Annotated in this window: 14 protein-coding genes; 9 read left to right on the top strand and 5 right to left on the bottom strand. The window is 61.9% G+C overall.

Translation table 11 applies throughout. The features are described from left to right. Window positions 1-12: 12 nt before the first annotated feature. On the bottom strand, window positions 13-936 hold the full coding sequence (locus BUS06_RS15720; protein WP_074265104.1) for a LysR family transcriptional regulator: 924 nt from the start codon (window positions 934-936) through the stop codon (window positions 13-15). Between the two features lie 319 nt (window positions 937-1,255). Continuing rightward, window positions 1,256-1,624 (bottom strand): hypothetical protein, encoded by a 369-nt coding sequence (locus tag BUS06_RS15715; RefSeq protein WP_174567531.1) that lies wholly within the window; start codon window positions 1,622-1,624, stop codon window positions 1,256-1,258. A 250-nt stretch (window positions 1,625-1,874) separates the two neighbouring features. Here BUS06_RS15715 and galU point away from each other — a divergent pair, with 250 nt between their 5' ends. Beyond that, window positions 1,875-2,768: a UTP--glucose-1-phosphate uridylyltransferase GalU gene (gene galU, locus BUS06_RS15710; RefSeq protein WP_074265102.1), complete on the top strand. Its 894-nt coding sequence runs from the start codon at window positions 1,875-1,877 to the stop codon at window positions 2,766-2,768. Between the two features lie 77 nt (window positions 2,769-2,845). On the opposite strand, the gene BUS06_RS15705 is transcribed toward galU, so the two are convergent. The 3 genes from BUS06_RS15705 to BUS06_RS15695 all read right to left on the bottom strand — a co-directional run bounded on the left by BUS06_RS15705 (window position 2,846) and on the right by BUS06_RS15695 (window position 6,738). Then, window positions 2,846-3,298: a GDP-mannose mannosyl hydrolase gene (locus BUS06_RS15705; RefSeq protein ID WP_074265101.1), complete on the bottom strand. Its 453-nt coding sequence runs from the start codon at window positions 3,296-3,298 to the stop codon at window positions 2,846-2,848. A gap of 120 nt (window positions 3,299-3,418) precedes the next feature. After that, window positions 3,419-5,959, bottom strand: a complete 2,541-nt coding sequence (locus BUS06_RS15700; protein WP_143787528.1) for a hypothetical protein — start codon at window positions 5,957-5,959, stop codon at window positions 3,419-3,421. 509 nt (window positions 5,960-6,468) lie between these two features. Then, window positions 6,469-6,738: a hypothetical protein gene (locus BUS06_RS15695; RefSeq protein ID WP_143787527.1), complete on the bottom strand. Its 270-nt coding sequence runs from the start codon at window positions 6,736-6,738 to the stop codon at window positions 6,469-6,471. Between the two features lie 51 nt (window positions 6,739-6,789). On the opposite strand from BUS06_RS15695, the gene BUS06_RS37455 reads away from it, so the two are divergent. The 8 genes from BUS06_RS37455 (at window position 6,790) to BUS06_RS15660 (ending at window position 16,984) form a co-directional block, all read left to right on the top strand. After that, window positions 6,790-7,077: a hypothetical protein gene (locus BUS06_RS37455; RefSeq protein WP_143787526.1), complete on the top strand. Its 288-nt coding sequence runs from the start codon at window positions 6,790-6,792 to the stop codon at window positions 7,075-7,077. 56 nt (window positions 7,078-7,133) lie between these two features. Next, window positions 7,134-8,132 carry a GlxA family transcriptional regulator gene (locus BUS06_RS15690; protein ID WP_074265098.1) on the top strand — a complete coding sequence of 333 codons (999 nt, stop codon included), beginning with the start codon at window positions 7,134-7,136 and terminating at the stop codon, window positions 8,130-8,132. A 156-nt stretch (window positions 8,133-8,288) separates the two neighbouring features. Next, window positions 8,289-9,833, top strand: coding sequence for a mannose-1-phosphate guanylyltransferase/mannose-6-phosphate isomerase (locus BUS06_RS15685; protein ID WP_083611436.1), 1,545 nt, complete (start codon window positions 8,289-8,291; stop codon window positions 9,831-9,833). 50 nt (window positions 9,834-9,883) lie between these two features. Beyond that, window positions 9,884-11,272 carry an undecaprenyl-phosphate glucose phosphotransferase gene (locus tag BUS06_RS15680; RefSeq protein WP_074265097.1) on the top strand — a complete coding sequence of 463 codons (1,389 nt, stop codon included), beginning with the start codon at window positions 9,884-9,886 and terminating at the stop codon, window positions 11,270-11,272. Between the two features lie 19 nt (window positions 11,273-11,291). After that, window positions 11,292-12,464 (top strand): polysaccharide biosynthesis/export family protein, encoded by a 1,173-nt coding sequence (locus BUS06_RS15675; RefSeq protein ID WP_083611435.1) that lies wholly within the window; start codon window positions 11,292-11,294, stop codon window positions 12,462-12,464. Between the two features lie 84 nt (window positions 12,465-12,548). Beyond that, entirely contained in the window at window positions 12,549-14,780 is a 2,232-nt protein-coding gene (locus tag BUS06_RS15670; protein ID WP_074265096.1) for a polysaccharide biosynthesis tyrosine autokinase, read from the top strand. Between the two features lie 111 nt (window positions 14,781-14,891). Then, on the top strand, window positions 14,892-16,010 hold the full coding sequence (gene gmd / locus BUS06_RS15665; RefSeq protein WP_074265095.1) for a GDP-mannose 4,6-dehydratase: 1,119 nt from the start codon (window positions 14,892-14,894) through the stop codon (window positions 16,008-16,010). A gap of 17 nt (window positions 16,011-16,027) precedes the next feature. Beyond that, complete coding sequence (locus BUS06_RS15660) at window positions 16,028-16,984, top strand: GDP-L-fucose synthase family protein (RefSeq protein ID WP_074265094.1); 957 nt, start codon at window positions 16,028-16,030, stop codon at window positions 16,982-16,984. Window position 16,985 lies beyond the last annotated feature (1 nt).

Raw genomic sequence — 16,985 nt, 5'->3', positions numbered from 1 at the left:
TCTTCAGGGCCATCAGGCGACGACCCGCAACGCGACCTGCTTGTCGGGTGCGCGATACTGGCTCACAGCAAAGTCGATAAAGCTGCGCACCTTCATCGACAGATAGTTGCGGCCGGAGTACAGGATCGACACATGACGGGGACCGCCATTCACCTGGTACTCTTCGAGCACCGGCACGAGCGTGCCGTGAGCGAGGTCTTCGTCAACGAACGGCAGCGGCAGCAACGCGATGCCCATGTGGTTGAGAGCGGCCACCCGCACCATCGCGCTGCTGGTCGCCGTCAACGCGCTACCGGTGTTGACGCGGTAGACGCCGTCGGCATCCGCGAATTCCCAGGTCCGCGAGGTGCCGTCGGAGACCGTCAGCAAGCCATGACGATTCAGTGCAGCCGGGTCGCGCGGCGTGCCGTGGCGAGCCAGATACGACGGCGAAGCGACCGTGACTTCCTCGATGCTCGTGAGTGTGCGGCTTACCAGTGTGGAGCTGGCGAGGCGGCGGTCGTCGGAGAAGCACACGTCGTAGCCGCCTTCCACCATGTCGATATGCGTGTCGAAGGTGGTGATGTCGAAATCGACCCGGGGATGCAGCGTTCGATAGGAGGCGAGCAGGTTGCCGAGCCCTGAGGTCGCGAAGGTCATGGGTGTGGCGATGCGCAAGGTGCCGCGCGGGTCGCGGGTGGTCTGCACGAGGTTCGATTCCATTTCATCGAGCTTTTCGATGATCGTGCGGCAGCCGTCCAGATACTCCTTGCCCACTTCCGTGAGCGACAGGCTGCGCGTCGTGCGGTTGAGCAGGCGCATGTTCAGATGCGCCTCGAGCATACTGACACTGCGCGTGACGGCGGCAGCCGACATGCCCAGTTGTCTCGCGGCCAGGTTGAAGCTGGCGAGATCGACTACGCGTGTGAAGACACGCATCGCTTGTAGCTGGTTCATGTTCGTACACTAGGAAAGGACGATGCGTGCATCATGGGCGCTCGCAGATAACATGGCACTGCCAGCTTGATTAAGTCTTTTTTAATTTTGTGCAATGTTCATGAACTGCGTGGATACATTGCGCGCGTCGGAGGCGCGGTGCGCGGGTCGCCTTGCAAAAGCGACAGGCAAAAAAAAGCGCGGACAAGCCGCGCTGTAAGGAGATCTTGAAAAAGACCGCAGTGATGCGGAAAGGTCAGTATAGGGTGTCGCATGTGCGCAGTGGAGACGAACTTTGAAATACATTGCTGCACAAAGCGGAACAAATCGTTGCAACGCTTCAATTCATCAGCGCGTGCGCCTCTTCCACTTCCAGCTGCTTGAGATGCTTCGACAAGGCGTCGTTAAGTTTGGCGAGGCTTGCCGTGGGCAGCGCAAAGCCGGCCCAGCCGAGACCGGTGTGTCGCATGAACAGCACGGCGCCGTCATAGAGCGGATGTTTCTCCGTGTGCCAGCAAGGATCCATTTCGATTACATACTGGTGCGTGCGCGACGGCTCTTTCGGCACTTCAGGCCGCATCGCGGCGCGCAGCAGGCTCAGGCGCTCGATGACCGCGTCGACTTCGCTCGCCGCCAGCAGTACAGAATTGTCGTCGACGGCAACCCGTACTGCATTGTCACCGTACTCGTTGATCATCTCGATGCTCATCGGCATGTCCGTCTCCTCAATACGTATCACGTTGAGGAAATTATGGATCGGCGGCCGCGCGCGTTGGCTGAAACAGGGCAATCGTTTGATGAAACTTAATTTAAGTAACGCGTGACCCGGTATAGGCTGGCTTCGCCACCGGCGGCGGGAAACGGCGAACAGTTGGCAGGTAATTTCGACAGCTGCGGAATAGGCTCGGATTCACATAGCGGGAAACCGGAAACAACGACACGAAAGGGGAGTGAAGAAAATGCGCAACGTTCATAAAGCGGTTTTTCCCGTAGGCGGACTCGGAACGCGATTTCTGCCCGCCACCAAGGCCAGCCCCAAAGAGATGCTGCCGATCGTCGACAAGCCCTTGATCCAGTATGCGGTCGAAGAAGCGATCGCCGCCGGCATTACCGAAATGATCTTCGTCACGGGGCGCGGCAAGCGCGCGATCGAAGATCACTTCGACAAGTCATACGAGATCGAGGCCGAACTGATGGCCCGTGGCAAACAGGATCTGCTTGCTCTGGTGCGCGGCATCAAGCCGAGCCACGTCGATTGCTTTTATGTGCGGCAGTCGGAGCCGCGCGGCCTCGGCCATGCGGTTCTGTGCGCTGAGAAGCTGATTGGCGATGAGCCGTTTGCCGTGATGCTGGCCGACGATCTGATCGACGGCCGCCCACCCGTGCTGACGCAGATGATCGGCGTCTTCGACCATTACCACTGTTCGGTGATCGGCGTGGAAGAGATCGAGCCGCAGGAAACGCGATCCTACGGCGTGATAGAGGGCAAGGCGTGGGACGACCGCGTGTTCCGCATGTCGGGCGTGGTGGAAAAACCCGAACCGGCGCGGGCGCCGTCGAATCTAGGTGTCGTGGGGCGTTATGTGCTGACGCCGGGGATTTTCGGGCATCTGCGCAAGACGCAGCCGGGCGCCGGCGGCGAGATCCAGTTGACCGATGCGATCCAGTCGCTGCTCGCCGACGAACAGGTGCTCGCCTACCGCTACCACGGCAAGCGTTTCGACTGCGGCAGCAAGCTCGGTTATCTGAAGGCGACGGTTGAGTTCGCGCTCAGGCATCCCGAGGTGAAAGCGGGCTTTGAAGCTTATCTGAATGCAAAACTCGCGGCAGATAGCCTGGAAATGGCCGAATGAGCCGGGTGTGACAATGCGCGGCTGAGAAGCCTGCAGCCGCGCTTGTGTGCTTGTGTATTAAGCGCTTCTAAGTTTTCTTAGCGGAAATACGCCTTGGTGTTCTCATGCACGTCGCTGCAGGCCAGCAGTTCCGACGGCGTCATCCAGACGTAGTCGCTGTGCTGTTCGAAGCGACCGATACGCGCAGTTTCGCGCAGCACCAGCATATAGCCGAGCACGATGTAGTGAGTTGAGATATCGGCCGCGCCGGCGAAGTTTTCGTCGTAGTGATGTTCGAATACGCCGCGAAAGCAGGCCGCATTCTGCGACTGATTCTCCAGCCCGAGTTCCTCGCGCGCGATCCGGCTGAATGCGCCGCTTAGCGATTCGTCCTTGTGGATCCTTCCGCCGGGCACGAACCACGCGCCCAGTGCGGGGCGGTTGACGCGTCGTCCGAGCAGCACCCGTCCCTGGTCGTCGACGACGATGAGGTCGATCGAGATGAGCGGCGTCAGGCGGACGACGTCGAGGAATTCGGGGCGGGCAAGCATGGTAGCGTCGATCTCCTCAGTCGTCTGCGCGAGCAGATCTCAGTCTAGCGTTTCGTGCCGGCGCATCCGCCAGCGGCATCCCTGCCAAATGCGCCGAACTCTCTGCGCATCAGGACAAGCTCACTGCGCGACGTAACCGGCCGGCGTCGTGACGTTGGCGCGAGCGACGCCTGCGTTGGTCGAAATCACGTAGATGGGCGCCTCAGTCAGCGTGAGCGCAGCCACGCCGTTGCTGTAGGGCAGGCTCGACGGATTGCCCATCATGTCGAGCACCGTCACCTGGCCGGAGCTGCCCGGCGCGTCGACCTGCAGGCTGTAGGGCACCTGATAGGTTGCGCTGAAGCCCTTGCTCGCGTTCCAGTCTGCATTGTTATGGGTCCATAGGGCCGTGACCACCGCGCCGTTATTCAACTGCTGGAACGCATACGCGTAGACACCGGCCGGCAGATTGTTGAGCGGGCCGAGCGTGTTGGTGCCGTCGATAAGGCGGGTCATCGCAGCGGTGACCATGGCCGCGGGCTTCGGACTGATGGCGGACGGCCCGTAGCCACCTTGCGGATCGGCGAGATCGAAGAACAATCCATAACCAGCCTGGTCCGGAAAGTCGGTCGCATAGAACAGATAGGTCACATCGGCACCCTCGCCGAGCAGGATCAGATGCGTGCGCGCGACCAGCGCGCCCTGGGCGTACAGCACGTTCGGCGTCGGATAGTTCGGGCCATATTTCGAGCCGATGTCGTAGCTGATGCCGGTTTCGGTGACAAACAGACGCGCGCCGGGTTTGAGCGTCGAGGCAATCTGCTGGCGCAGCGCACGCATGGTCGCACGCAGCGACTGGGCCGCCTTGGCGGGATCGCTGTCGCCCACGAGCCGCTCGGGTGGATGAGACGGCGTGGTGCCGACGTCGTAGTAGCCATGAATCGACACGCCGTCGAGGTACTTCGCGATGCCGAGCGGCTGGAGCCGCTGCAGCCATTCGGTATTGGTGGCGACCGAGGCGTTGGTGGTGCCCATGATCACGGCATTGGGGTCGCTTGCGTGAATGGCCTGCCAGGTGGCCTGATACAGCGCGACCAGATTGGCGTCCGTGTCCTTCCACGGCAAGCCGCTGTTGTAATCGGGCTCCCACGTCACCTGATAGTAGTTGCGCGATTGCCGCGGAAAGTGCTGGGTGCGCACCTGGTTCGACTCCTGGCCGACCTTGGTCATGAAGGCCTGATACGCCGGCACCGAGACCGGCAGATAGCTGTGGGTGGCAACGTGCGTGGGGCTCGCCCATGCGGGAATCCCGTCCAGCTGGATCAGGCGCAGCAGATCGCCGCCCTTGAGGAACGGTGCGAGCGGATAGGACGCGGCGTTGAAGGTGTTCGGGCCGTTCGGCTCCATCATGTACCAGTTGCGGTTATCGTTGACCCACCGCAGTCCCAGATCGGGGTAGAGCGGCCGGTAGCCGTCGCCCGAGCAGCAGTGCTGGCCGGGCGTCACATAGGCCGAGCCCTGGCCGCCGAACCGGTGCAGGTCCTCACGCGCGTAGGTGGGGGGAGTGAGGACGCCAGACAGATCGGGCAGAACGCCGAAGCTCGCCATGCCGACCGGCCGCGTGCCGCGAGCCGGCAGTTCTGCGCCGGCCGAACTCAGGCTCGCGGAGATGGCAAAGTAACCGGCGAGCGTCGATACGCAATTGAGCGTGACGACCTGCGGGCCGCTCGCGACCTGGAATTGCCCAGATGCGCGCACGTTGCTCCACGTATCGAGAATCTGCCAGTCGAGTGTGTCGCGCTGCCTGGCGCGCGTGGTGAGTTCCACCGCGAAGGGGCGACCGTTGGCGAACATGCGCGTACCGTCGCCGCCGGGTGTATCCGCTTCGATGGCGGGGCCGTCGGCCGCCGCGTTGGCCGGTTCGGACGGTGCGCCACAGGTCAGCGCACTCTTGCCAGGCGTCGCGATGATCGATGTCGGCGTGGGTGCCGGCGCCACGCCGCTGTCGTACCAGCAGCGTTTTTGCGCGCCGGGCGCCGGATCGCCGAACACGGTGTTGTCGCACGCCGTGCCGCCGGTAAAGGTCAGGATGACATATTTTGAATCGCTGCCGTACTTGACGTCGTGCGTACCTGAGAAAGCACACGTGCCGCGCTCGCTGGCGCACGCGGTCCAGGTGATAGCGGCACGGTGGGGCGCGGCGGTGGCGGCCGGTGGCGGATCCTGAGAGCGGGCATCGGTTCCGTCTGCGACAAGCGTTGCGGCTGGGTTCGGTGGCGCCGCGGCGTTCGTCGCCGAGGTGCGCACGATCCAGCAACTCTTTTGCGAGCCCGGTGCCGGGTCGCCGAATACGCTGTTATTGCAAGGCTTGCCGCCGGTGAGCGTGAGCACGACGTAGCGGTTCGAGGTGCCGTAGCGAACCTGTTCGGTGCCGGAGAAGCGGCAAAACCCGCGCTCTGCTGCGCACAGCGTCGCCGGGCTGGCCGTCTGCGCCGATGATGCCTGTGGGGCTTGCGGGTCGTTTTCCGTGGCCGCGTTCACAGCGACATCGTGCTGGCTGCAGGCGGCGATGGTGAGCGCCACCATCAGACGAAGCGCCAGCGTCGTCAGTGAAAATCCGCCACGCCGAAAGAGGGACACAGATGGCGCAAGCTCGTGCTGCGAGGACGGTGTGTGTCTCATGGTGGTCCGAAGAACGACGCAGCGGCGCGCGAGTAGCGCTGTGAACATGGCGGAAGCAATACTCACATCATTCAGGCACACGATAAAACCCCGTCCAGTGCGCTACACCACGCAGCTCGCGTGTTGTCTTCGGCCGTTCCACGCGCGGTGCAGCGATTCGTCAACGTGGTGCAGCGTTAGCACCCTCATCGCCGGCGTACGCCCGCTTGTGGTGTCAAATCTCAGCATAGGGGACGCGTACCTGGTACGCCACGACAAACTCCAGGTCATCGGAGCAATAAACGTCGCGCGTTGTGCAATCCGCGCGAGCTTACAGACAAAATATGCAATGCTATGATCGCGCCGTTTTTTTAATCAGTAATAGATGCTTGCGCCCGTCGGAATAAATCGTCTGACGAGCGAAATAGTTACCCGGATGAAACGCTCTCGTCATAACTGGCCGCTTATGCGGAGCCGATTCGAAATCCGGTCGGACGAATAGATCAGACTTATTGAATTTGCATGGCGTTTCAATATTGAAACATTTTCGACACCTCCGGACTCTGTACGGTTTTGAAACAAATCCGGTTGTGGGCTGTAAATAGGGTATTGCCGGCGATTTCATAAAATAATAAAAGCCTCACTTCTTCGTTCCAATTGCTTAAAGCCGATCTGGCTCCTTCAATCAATTTCACCTTTGAAACGTTTTTCGCCGTCCGGGACAGCACGGCGAGGTGCTGCTCCCCGCAATCCCCCGCCACATCAGGCTGGTACGCGACGTGCTTGGTGCGATGCATCATAAAGTTCAAAACAGGCCATCGTACGAGGATTCCTCCACGGACTCCTTTCACATGCAGAGCAACATTGCCGTTTCACCGGCAATTTCGCCTGCCGTACCGGCTTGCGCTCGTCCAGTAGACCGTTTTGATTCATCTGATGTTTTATACGTTCCGCTAAAATGCGGCACAAGGATATCAATGAGTCAAATGTCGCGATTAGCCAAGCTGTTGTACGTTCGCATCGATTTCCATTTTGCGAATTTATATATAGCGACGCAATCCGCCAACATCGCGCGCATTTCGGTCACTGTCATCAACGGCGATTTTCGGCGTGGATATGATGCAGTGCAATGTTATTAAAAAGTTAGAAAATCAGAAGATTCGGCCCGCAACGCATGACATGGTAGGGGAAGATCATGCCGCATATGTCCGTTGATACCGCGAGGATTACCTGGCTGCATACGCCTAACGTGAATGTGCGATGTGCAGCGCGCCGCGTAGGCATCCTGTTGTTCGAACGATTCGGCTTGCTGGGCGCGGGCATCGTGGCCGAGATGTTCCATACGGCCAACGAAATCGCCACCGCGCATGGCGGCGACGACCCACCTTACGAAGTGCAATTTCTCTCGATGGAAGGCGGCAGCATTGCCAGCTCGTCGTCCGCGCGGATGTGGACGGATGGCGTCGACGCACGCTACAACACCGGCTTCGATGTGCTGTTCGTAGCAGGCGGCTATGGCGCCAACCTGGCGGCTCGCGACGAACGCCTGCTCGGCTGGCTGCGCTCGGTGCGCTCGCGCACCCGCACCATCGAACCAATCGCCGAGGGCCGTCTGATCCTGGCCGCTGCAGGTCTCGCCGAACACGACGACATCAGACATACGAGTCCATATCTGACGCACGTCGCGAACGACAGCACGCTCAGCGAAGCGAACGACCATCATGACTCGAGCAAGAGCGCGCTGATGTCCATCAAGCGCGATCTGGGTCTCGACGTGGCCCGCAATGTCGCCGATCGCGTCATGCCCGGCATGGGCGCTGCCTTGATGCCGCGGCTCGCCGAGGGCGGCACGATGAGCGTCGGCGAAAAGATCCGCGCGGCGGCACGCTGGATGGAGGCCAACTGCGATCGACCGGTGTCGGTAGCCGATGCCGCGCATGTGGCGGCCATGAGCGAGCGTAATTTCCTGCGCCGCTTCAAGCATGAGATGCACGTTACGCCGTCCGATTACCTGTTGCAGGTTCGCTTGCGCATCGCATGCAACTTCCTTACGGAAACGGAGTTGCCCGTGGACAAGATTGCACGGCGCAGCGGCACCGGCAATGGCGACCGGCTGGCGAAAATCTTCCGCAAACGCATGGCGCTCTCACCGACGGAATACCGCGCTCGCAGCCGTACTGTTACGCAGGACTAAACACGACGGATCCGGGAATGGCGAGCGGCATCGCCGCCTGAGATCTGGGGGTGCGAACGGGGCAGGCCGCCCGTGAGCGTGGGTTGGATGCGCGTGTTCGCGCACCTCGGCCTGTCAACGAAAAGAACGCCCTATTTAGGTGTAGGAGTACTAAAAATGGAAAATGCGTACCGGGATAACGCCGACCAGGACGGCAGCACCGGCGATGGCGCGGACAAGCTGACATTTACCGAACAGCCGTCGAGCGGTTTGAGCATTGCCCCGGTGATTCTTGCTGGCGGCTCGGGAACCCGCCTTTGGCCGCTGTCGCGCGAGAACCACCCCAAACAGTTGATCGACGTAATCGGCACGCAATCGCTGCTGCAGGACACCGTCTCGCGCATGCAAGGCTTTTCCGCGCAATGGACGGTCAGGTCTGCGCCGATCATCATCTGCGGCGAAGAGCATCGCTTCGTGACGGCCGAGCAGTTGCGCGAGAACGGCGTCGAGGCACAGCTCATCGTCGAGCCGGCGCGCCGCGATACGGCGCCGGCGTTGACGCTCGCTGCCGCACTGGCGATAGCCGACGGCGACGACGTGATTCTGGTCGCGATGCCGGCCGATCACGCCGTGCTCGACACCGCATCGTTCCAGCAGGCCCTCGCACGCGCCGCCGAGCATGCGCAGCGCGGCGCAATCGCCACGCTCGGCGTGCCGCCGACGCGGCCCGACACGGCATTCGGCTATATCCGCCTCGGCGCCGAGATCGAACCGGACACCTTCCGCATCGACCGCTTCGTCGAAAAACCCGCGCTCGAACTGGCCACGCAATACGTCGCCTCGGGTGCGTACTGGTGGAACAGCGGCATCTTCGTCGTGCGCGCTTCGGTATGGCTTGAACTGGTCGAACGCCTGCAACCTGCCATGGCCGAGGCTTGCCTCGCCGCCGTTGCCGGCGGCAAGACGGATGGCACGTTCTTCCGCCCGCAGGCGGAGGCGTTTGCCAAGGCGCCGTCGGATTCGATCGATTACGCCGTGATGGAGCGGCTCAATACAGCAGGACCCGAAGGCCAGCCCTTCGAGGGTGTCGTCGTGCCGCTGGTGGCGGGCTGGTCCGATCTGGGATCGTGGGACGCGGTATGGGATGCGCTCGACAAGGATGACGCCGGCAACGTCGGCCGTGGCCGCGTGGTGTTCGAAGGCAGCTCCTCGTCGTACGCGCATTCGGAAGGGCGTCTGGTGGCCTGCGTAGGCATCAGCAATATCGTCGTGGTCGAAACGGCGGACGCCGTGCTGGTCGCCGACCGTTCGCACGTGCAGGAGGTCAAGGGGCTGGTCGCACGCATCAAGGCCGACCGTTCACCCGAAGCCGACGCACACCGCAAGGTGCGGCGCCCGTGGGGCTTTTACGATTCCATCGACCAGGGCGACCGCTTCCAGGTGAAGCGCATTGTGGTCGAGCCGGGCTCGCGGCTCTCGCTGCAACTGCATCACCATCGCGCGGAACACTGGGTCGTCGTGCGCGGCACAGCGATGGTCACGCGCGGCGAGGAGCGCTTTCTACTGAGCGAAAACGAGTCGACCTACATTCCGCTCGGCGTACGTCACAGGCTTGAAAACCCCGGCAAGGTGCCGCTCGAAATCATCGAAGTCCAATCAGGATCGTATCTCGGCGAAGACGATATCGTGCGGTTCGACGATACGTACGGCCGCTGCAATTGAGTCTGCGTAGTTGGCGAAACCGTTTCAATGCAGGTGGTGGGGAGAGAAAAATGATCAAGCCTGTAGCGTTGGCCGCGCGCGTGCTGGATGTCGTGCTGGTCGTTTCGGGCGCCTATTTCGCGTCCCAGATACGCTTTGATGACATTGGGCAGCGCAGCTTCTATTACGCCTTCGTCGCGTTCGCGGCTGCGTTCGCCCTCGCGCTTTTCCCCGCCTTCGGCGTCTACGAGTCATGGCGCGGCCGCTCGAAGATGGGGCTGGCCGGGCAGGTGTCGCTCGCTTGGCTGACCGTACAAACCTGCGCGCTCGTGTTGATGTTCACCCTGCACCGTAGCGACTTCGTCTCACGTCTGTGGTTTGCTTACTGGACCGCCATGACCGGCGCCCTGATGATCGCCTCGAGAATCGTCGTGCACCGCGTGCTGGCGCGCATGCGCGTGGCCGGCCTGAATCTGCGCAAGGTCGCGGTGGTGGGGCGCGGCTCGCATGCGGCGGAACTGGTGCGCAAGATCGACGGCTGCACGGCAGCGGGTTTTCGTACCGCGGCGGTGCTCGACGTGTTGCACGATGGCCCGGCGCTCAGCAACGTGATTCCGACGGTGCCCGCCTTCGACGATCTGCACACCTTCACCGACTATATCCGCGCGCAGGACGTCCATGAGTTGTGGCTGGCCTTGCCGCTATCCGAAGAACACACGATCTACGAGTGTGTGAAGGAGCTGCGTGAAGACCTCGTCAACATCCGCTTCATGCCCGATCTGCGCAGCGTCGCAATGTTCGAGAGTTCGATGATCGATCTGCTCGGCGTGCCGGCCATCAACCTGGTCGCCTCGCCGCTCTCGCAGACCTCCGAACTGCAAAAGGAGATGTTCGATCGCGTGTTCGCCGCCGTCGCGCTGATTTCGCTCGCGCCGCTGCTGCTGGGCATTGCGATCGCGGTCAAGCTGTCCTCGCGTGGCCCCGTTCTGTTCAGGCAGAAACGCAAGGGCGCCGACGGCCGCGTCTTCACGATCTACAAGTTCCGCTCCATGCGGCTGCACACGGAAAAGCCCGGAGCGCTGCGTCAGGCGACCCGTCACGACGAGCGCATCACCCGGGTGGGCGCGTTCCTGCGCCGCACCAGTCTCGACGAGCTGCCGCAATTCTTCAACGTGCTACGCGGCGATATGTCGGTCGTCGGACCGCGCCCGCACGCCCTTGAGCATGACGATCTGTATCAGAAGGTGGTGGCCGGCTACATCCAGCGTTACCGGATCAAGCCGGGCATCACGGGATGGGCGCAGATCAACGGCTATCGCGGCGAGACTGATCGGATCGAAAAAATGGAGCGGCGTGTGGAGCATGACCTGTACTACCTCGGTAACTGGTCCTTTGGATTGGACATGCGCATCATCGCGGCAACGATCGTCAAAGGCCTGGTACATAACAATGCATATTGACGCGGTGAGGGAGACTGAAATGAGTCAAATAAAAAGCGCGACGTATAGGGTTGGTGTCAGGCACACGGCAATTGAGCGTGCGCGTCTGTTCGGCATCATGGCGGCCGTTGCGATGCTGGCAGCGTGCTCGGTTGTACCCGGCCAGCGCATGGTGCAGCCACCAAGCCTGCCGGTTAGCAATACTGACGATGGCAAGGCCACCGGTTCGCAAGAGATTCCGATCACCGATATCACGCTCGCAACCATCCAGCAGGAGCATCAGGCTATGGTGAGCGGCGACGGCAATGATCTGACGCCGCTGCTGGGTACCGTCGGACCCTACAAGATCGGCCCCGGCGACGTGCTGCAGATTACCGTCTGGGATCACCCGGAGCTGGCGGCCGCGCTCGGTCAGCCGGTCGCGCCCTCGCGTCCCTCGGATGCCGCGCTGGGCTTTCTGGTCGATCACGAAGGCAACCTGCAGTTTCCGTATGTCGGCACGCTACATGTAGCCGGCGAAAGTGCGGAGCAGGTGCAGCGCAGGATTACCGCCGACCTTGGCAAGGTGATGGTCAAGCCTCAGGTCACGGTGCGCATTGCGTCGTTCCGCGCGTCGCAGGTCTACATCGACGGCGAGGTGCGCGCGCCCGGCTCGCAAACCATCAACGACATTCCGATGACGTTGACCGAAGCGATCAGCCGCGCGGGCGGCTTTGCGCCGACCGCCGACCAGGGCCATGTGGTGATCGTGCGCGACGACAAGACCTACTACATCAATGTCTCGCAGATGCTGCACAACAACCAGAACCCCTCGAAGATCGTGCTTCAGAACGGCGATCTGCTGCGGGTCGAGGCGCGCGAAGACTACGGCGTCTACGTGATGGGCGAAGTCAACAAGCCCGCAACGGTGCTGCCGATGAAGAACGGCAAGCTCTCGCTCGGCGAGGCGATCTCGCAGGCAGGCAGCCTGAATTCCACCACCGCGGCCGCGAAGGAACTCTACGTGATTCGCGGCGGCCCCGGAATCAAGCCGCAGGTCTGGCATCTCGACGCTACTTCGCCGGTCTCGATGCTGCTCGCGAACCAGTTCGATCTGGAGCCGAAAGACGTGGTGTATGTGGACGCGGGCGGCCTGGTGCGCTTTAACCGTGTGCTGAACCTGTTGTTGCCGTTGGTCAACGCAGGACTGACCGCGGCAATCGTGACGAAGTAAGCCGTAGCCGGGCACGTTGGGGCAAGAACGTACCCGGCGCGGCACGCCGATTCAACGTAATTGTTGTGCGGGATTGATGACACTATGGCTACCAATTTTGAAAACCGATATGTCGATGTCCAGACCGCCGACGAGCTGCGTCTGTCTGACTATCTGACCGTCATTTCGCAGCACTGGCGGATGATCCTCGTGGTGACGCTATCGGCGCTGCTGATCGGCACCACGGTGGCGTTCGTGCAGACGCCGGTGTACCGCGCGGACGCAATGATCCAGGTGGACACCGCGAACGACGGCAACGGCGGCAATGCCAACGGCAACAAGGACGCATTGCAGACCATGGCGTCGATCTTCGACACCAAGGCGGTGACCTCGGCACAGATCGAGTTGCTCCGCTCGCGGCTCGTGATCGATGAGACGGTGCGCAAGCTCCATCTCGACATCACCGCGGCGCCGCATCATTTCCCCGTGATCGGCAAGATGTTGGCGCGCTGGCGCGGCAGCGACGGGCTTGCTCCGCCGCTGTTCGGCATGCCGCAGTACGGATGGGGCGGCGAGCAGATCACGGTCTCGTTGTTCGACACGCCTAAGGACATGTACGACAAGCCGTTTGCGCTGACCGTACTGCCGGACGACTCGTATGTGGTGACCGACGAAAGCGGCGCCGAAGTGTTGCGTGCGCGGACCGGACAACTCGCGGTCGGCACCACTTCGCGCGGCCCTGTGCGGCTGCAGATCGACCAGTTGATCGCACGTCCCGGCACGCAATTCAGTCTGAGCCGCGCGTCGACGCTCGATACGGTCAACAAGCTGCAGAAAGAACTCAATGTCGTAGAGACGACCGTGCAGTCGGGCATCATCGCGGTGACGCTCGAAGGCGCCGATAGCGAACTGACGGCGGCGATCGTCAATAACATCGCCCGCCAGTACGTGCAGCAGGACATCGACCGCAAGTCGGCCGAGGCCGAGCATACGCTGGCGTTTCTCGACCAGCAGTTGCCGCAGTTGCGCACCGAACTCGATCAGGCCGAGCAGCGCTACAACACCTTCCGCAACAAGGAGGGTACGGTCGATCTGAGCGAGGAAAGCCGGCTGCTGCTGCAACAGATCGTCGAGAACAAGACCAAGCTCGTGGACCTGCAGCAACAGCGCGCCGAACTGGCCACGCGCTTTACCGCAGCGCACCCCGCGGTAGCCGCGCTCGACGCGCAGATCGCCCAGTTGCAAAGCGTGCAGGGCGGCTTGACGCATAACGTGTCGACGCTGCCGGACACGGAACAAACCGCACTGCGGATGTTGCGTGACGTCCGCGTGGATACCGAGCTTTACACCAACCTGCTCAACAGTGCCCAGCAGTTGCGCATCGTCAAGGCGGGGCAGGTGGGTAATGTGCGCGTGGTCGACTATGCGGAGCCTGCTGACGATCCAGTCCGCCCGCAACGCGCGTTGCTGATCCTGATCAGCACCGGCCTGGGCCTCGTCCTCGGCATCCTCGCGGCATTCACGCGCAAGACGCTGTATGGCGGCGTGCAGAACACCACGGAAATCGAATCGCTGCTCGGCGTGCCGGTGTGTGCGGTAGTGCCGCGCAGCAACCTGCAGATTCGCGTGCAGCGCAATGTCGGCTTGCGTCGCGCCGGTGTGCACGTGCTTGCCGCCCAGGCGCCGGACGACGTCGCCGTGGAAGGCGTGCGCAGCCTGCGCACCACGTTGCAGTACGCGCTAACCTCGGCACGCAATAACGTCGTCATGCTGACCGGCTCGCGGCCGGATGCCGGCAAATCGTTCATGTCGGTCAACCTGTCTGCGCTGGTGGCTTCGGCACACAAGCGGGTGCTGCTGATCGACGGCGATATGCGGCGGGGCGATATCCACAAGCATTTTGGCTTGCCGCATACCCCGGGTCTCGCGGACGTACTGAATGGCGCAGATATTCAGGAGTGCGTGCTGCGCGACGTGCTGCCCGGCCTTGACGTCCTCACCAAGGGCGGTTTGCCGGGCAATCCATCCGAGCTGCTGATGAGCGACCGCTTCCGGACTTTGCTCGAACATTTCGGGCGGGTCTACGACCTGGTGATCGTCGATACGCCGCCGGTGCTGGCCGTGACCGACGCCGCGCTGATCGGCAAGCACGCGGGCACGACGCTGATGGTGGTGCGCCACGGCCGCCATCCGCCGACGGAAATCTCCGAAGCGCTTAAACGCCTTGTCAATGCAGGCGTCAACCTGCACGGCGTGCTGTTGACCGATGTGCCGCCGCCGAAGCTCAACCTGGGTGGCTACACCGGCTATTACGGATACGAAAGCCGCGCGGATTGACGCTGCGCGGGCGTCACAGATCGTGCGGTCAGGCTAGACGATTTCTACGCGCGCGCGGTGGGCCGCCGCACGTGCAGCACTGTAGTCAAACGTTTCGACGAGGGGAACACAATGGATCGTAAGGTCGCTTTGATAACCGGCGTAACAGGCCAGGACGGCTCGTATCTTGCCGATCTGCTGCTCGCCAAAGGCTACGATGTGCACGGTATCAAGCGGCGCACGTCGCTGTTCAATACCGATCGGATCGATCACCTGATGTGCGATCCGCACGTGGCCGACCGGCATTTCTTTTTGCATCACGGCGATCTGACCGATTCGTCGAGTATGGTCCGCATCATCCAGCGTGTGCAGCCCGACGAAATATACAACCTGGCCGCGCAAAGCCACGTTGCAGTGTCGTTCGAGGAACCGGAGTACACCGCCAATGCAGACGGCCTCGGCACGTTGCGGATTCTGGAGGCGATGCGCATTCTCGGACTCGAGAAAAAGACCCGCTTCTATCAGGCGTCTACCTCGGAACTGTACGGGCTCGTGCGGGAAACGCCGCAGAAAGAGACCACGCCGTTCTATCCACGCAGCCCGTACGCCGTGGCAAAGCTGTACGCGTACTGGATCACCGTCAACTATCGCGAAGCGTATGGCATGTATGCCTGCAACGGCATCCTGTTCAACCACGAGTCACCGGTGCGCGGCGAAACCTTCGTGACGCGCAAGATCACTCGCGCGCTCGCACGGGTTGCGGTGGGCCTGCAGGACGACATGTACCTTGGCAACCTGTCCGCCATGCGCGACTGGGGCCATGCGCGCGACTACGTCGAGATGCAATGGCTGATGCTGCAGCAGGAGGAACCCGAAGACTTCGTGATCGCCACGGGCCAGCAGTACAGCGTGCGCGAGTTCGTCCAGGCCGCAGCCGCCGAGTTGGGCGTGATGGTGCGCTTCGAAGGCCAGGGCGTGGATGAAGTCGGCATCGTGGACAGGGTGGAGGGCAAAGAAACACGCCTTTCGCCGGGTCACGTGCTGGTGCGGGTCGATCCGCGCTACTTCCGTCCGACTGAAGTGCAGACGCTGCTCGGCGATCCGTCGAAGGCGCACGCCAAAATGGGCTGGAGACCGACCACGCCGTTCCTGACACTCGTCAAGGAAATGGTGCGATCGGACTTCCAGATTGCGCGTCGCGACGCGCTGGTGACGCTGGCCGGTTTCAAGGCCCTCGAACATCACGAATAACATCGAGAGTGACGGTTATGGACAAGAGCGCACGCATCTTCGTGGCCGGCCATCGGGGTATGGTCGGCTCGGCACTGGTACGCCGTCTGCAGGAAGACGGCTACACGGACATTTTAACGAGAACGCACACCGAGCTGGATCTGCTCGATCAGAAGGCGGTGCAGCGCTTTTTCGCCGCTGAACACGTGGATGTCGTCCTGCTGGCGGCAGCGCGCGTGGGCGGCATTCTTGCCAACGCCACGCAGCCGGCTGACTTCATCTATCAGAATCTCGCCATCGAAACCAACGTGATTCACGCCGCCTATCAGGCAGGCGTGACGCGGCTCGTATTCTTCGGTTCGTCTTGCATCTATCCGAAGAACTGCCCGCAACCGATCGAAGAAGAATATCTGCTGAGCTCACCGCTCGAAGCGACCAACGAGCCTTATGCGATTGCCAAGATCGCCGGGCTAAAGCTATGCGAGGCGTACAACCGCCAGTACGGCACGAAGTTCGTCGCGCTGATGCCGACCAATCTGTACGGCCCGAACGACAACTACGATCTGCGCAGCAGTCACGTGCTGCCGGCGCTGATCCGTAAGGCACACGAAGCAAAACTGCATGGTGACAGCGTGCTGACCGTGTGGGGCACCGGCACGCCCCGTCGCGAGTTTCTGCATGTCGACGACCTGGCGGCAGCCACCGAGTTCGTGCTCGATCGCGAAGTGGCCGACGGATTGTTGAACGTCGGCATGGGCGATGACCTGTCGATCCGCGAGGTGGCGCAGCAGGTCGCCGAGGCGGTCGGCTTCGACGGCGAGATTGTTTTCGACACCTCGAAACCCGACGGCACGCCGCGCAAACTGCTCGATGTGTCACGTCTTGCACGTATGGGCTGGCGGGCACGCATTGGCTTGCATGAAGGGATCGAGGCGACCTATCGGGACTTCGTTACGCGCTTCGGCGCGGCCACGCTTTCCGAAGGGACGGTGTGAC

Origin of the sequence: Paraburkholderia phenazinium (genome assembly GCF_900141745.1) — a bacterium.
Lineage (GTDB): Bacteria > Pseudomonadota > Gammaproteobacteria > Burkholderiales > Burkholderiaceae > Paraburkholderia > Paraburkholderia phenazinium_B.
Note: the sequence above shows the minus strand (reverse complement) of the source record. Positions and strands in the feature narration are given on the sequence as shown.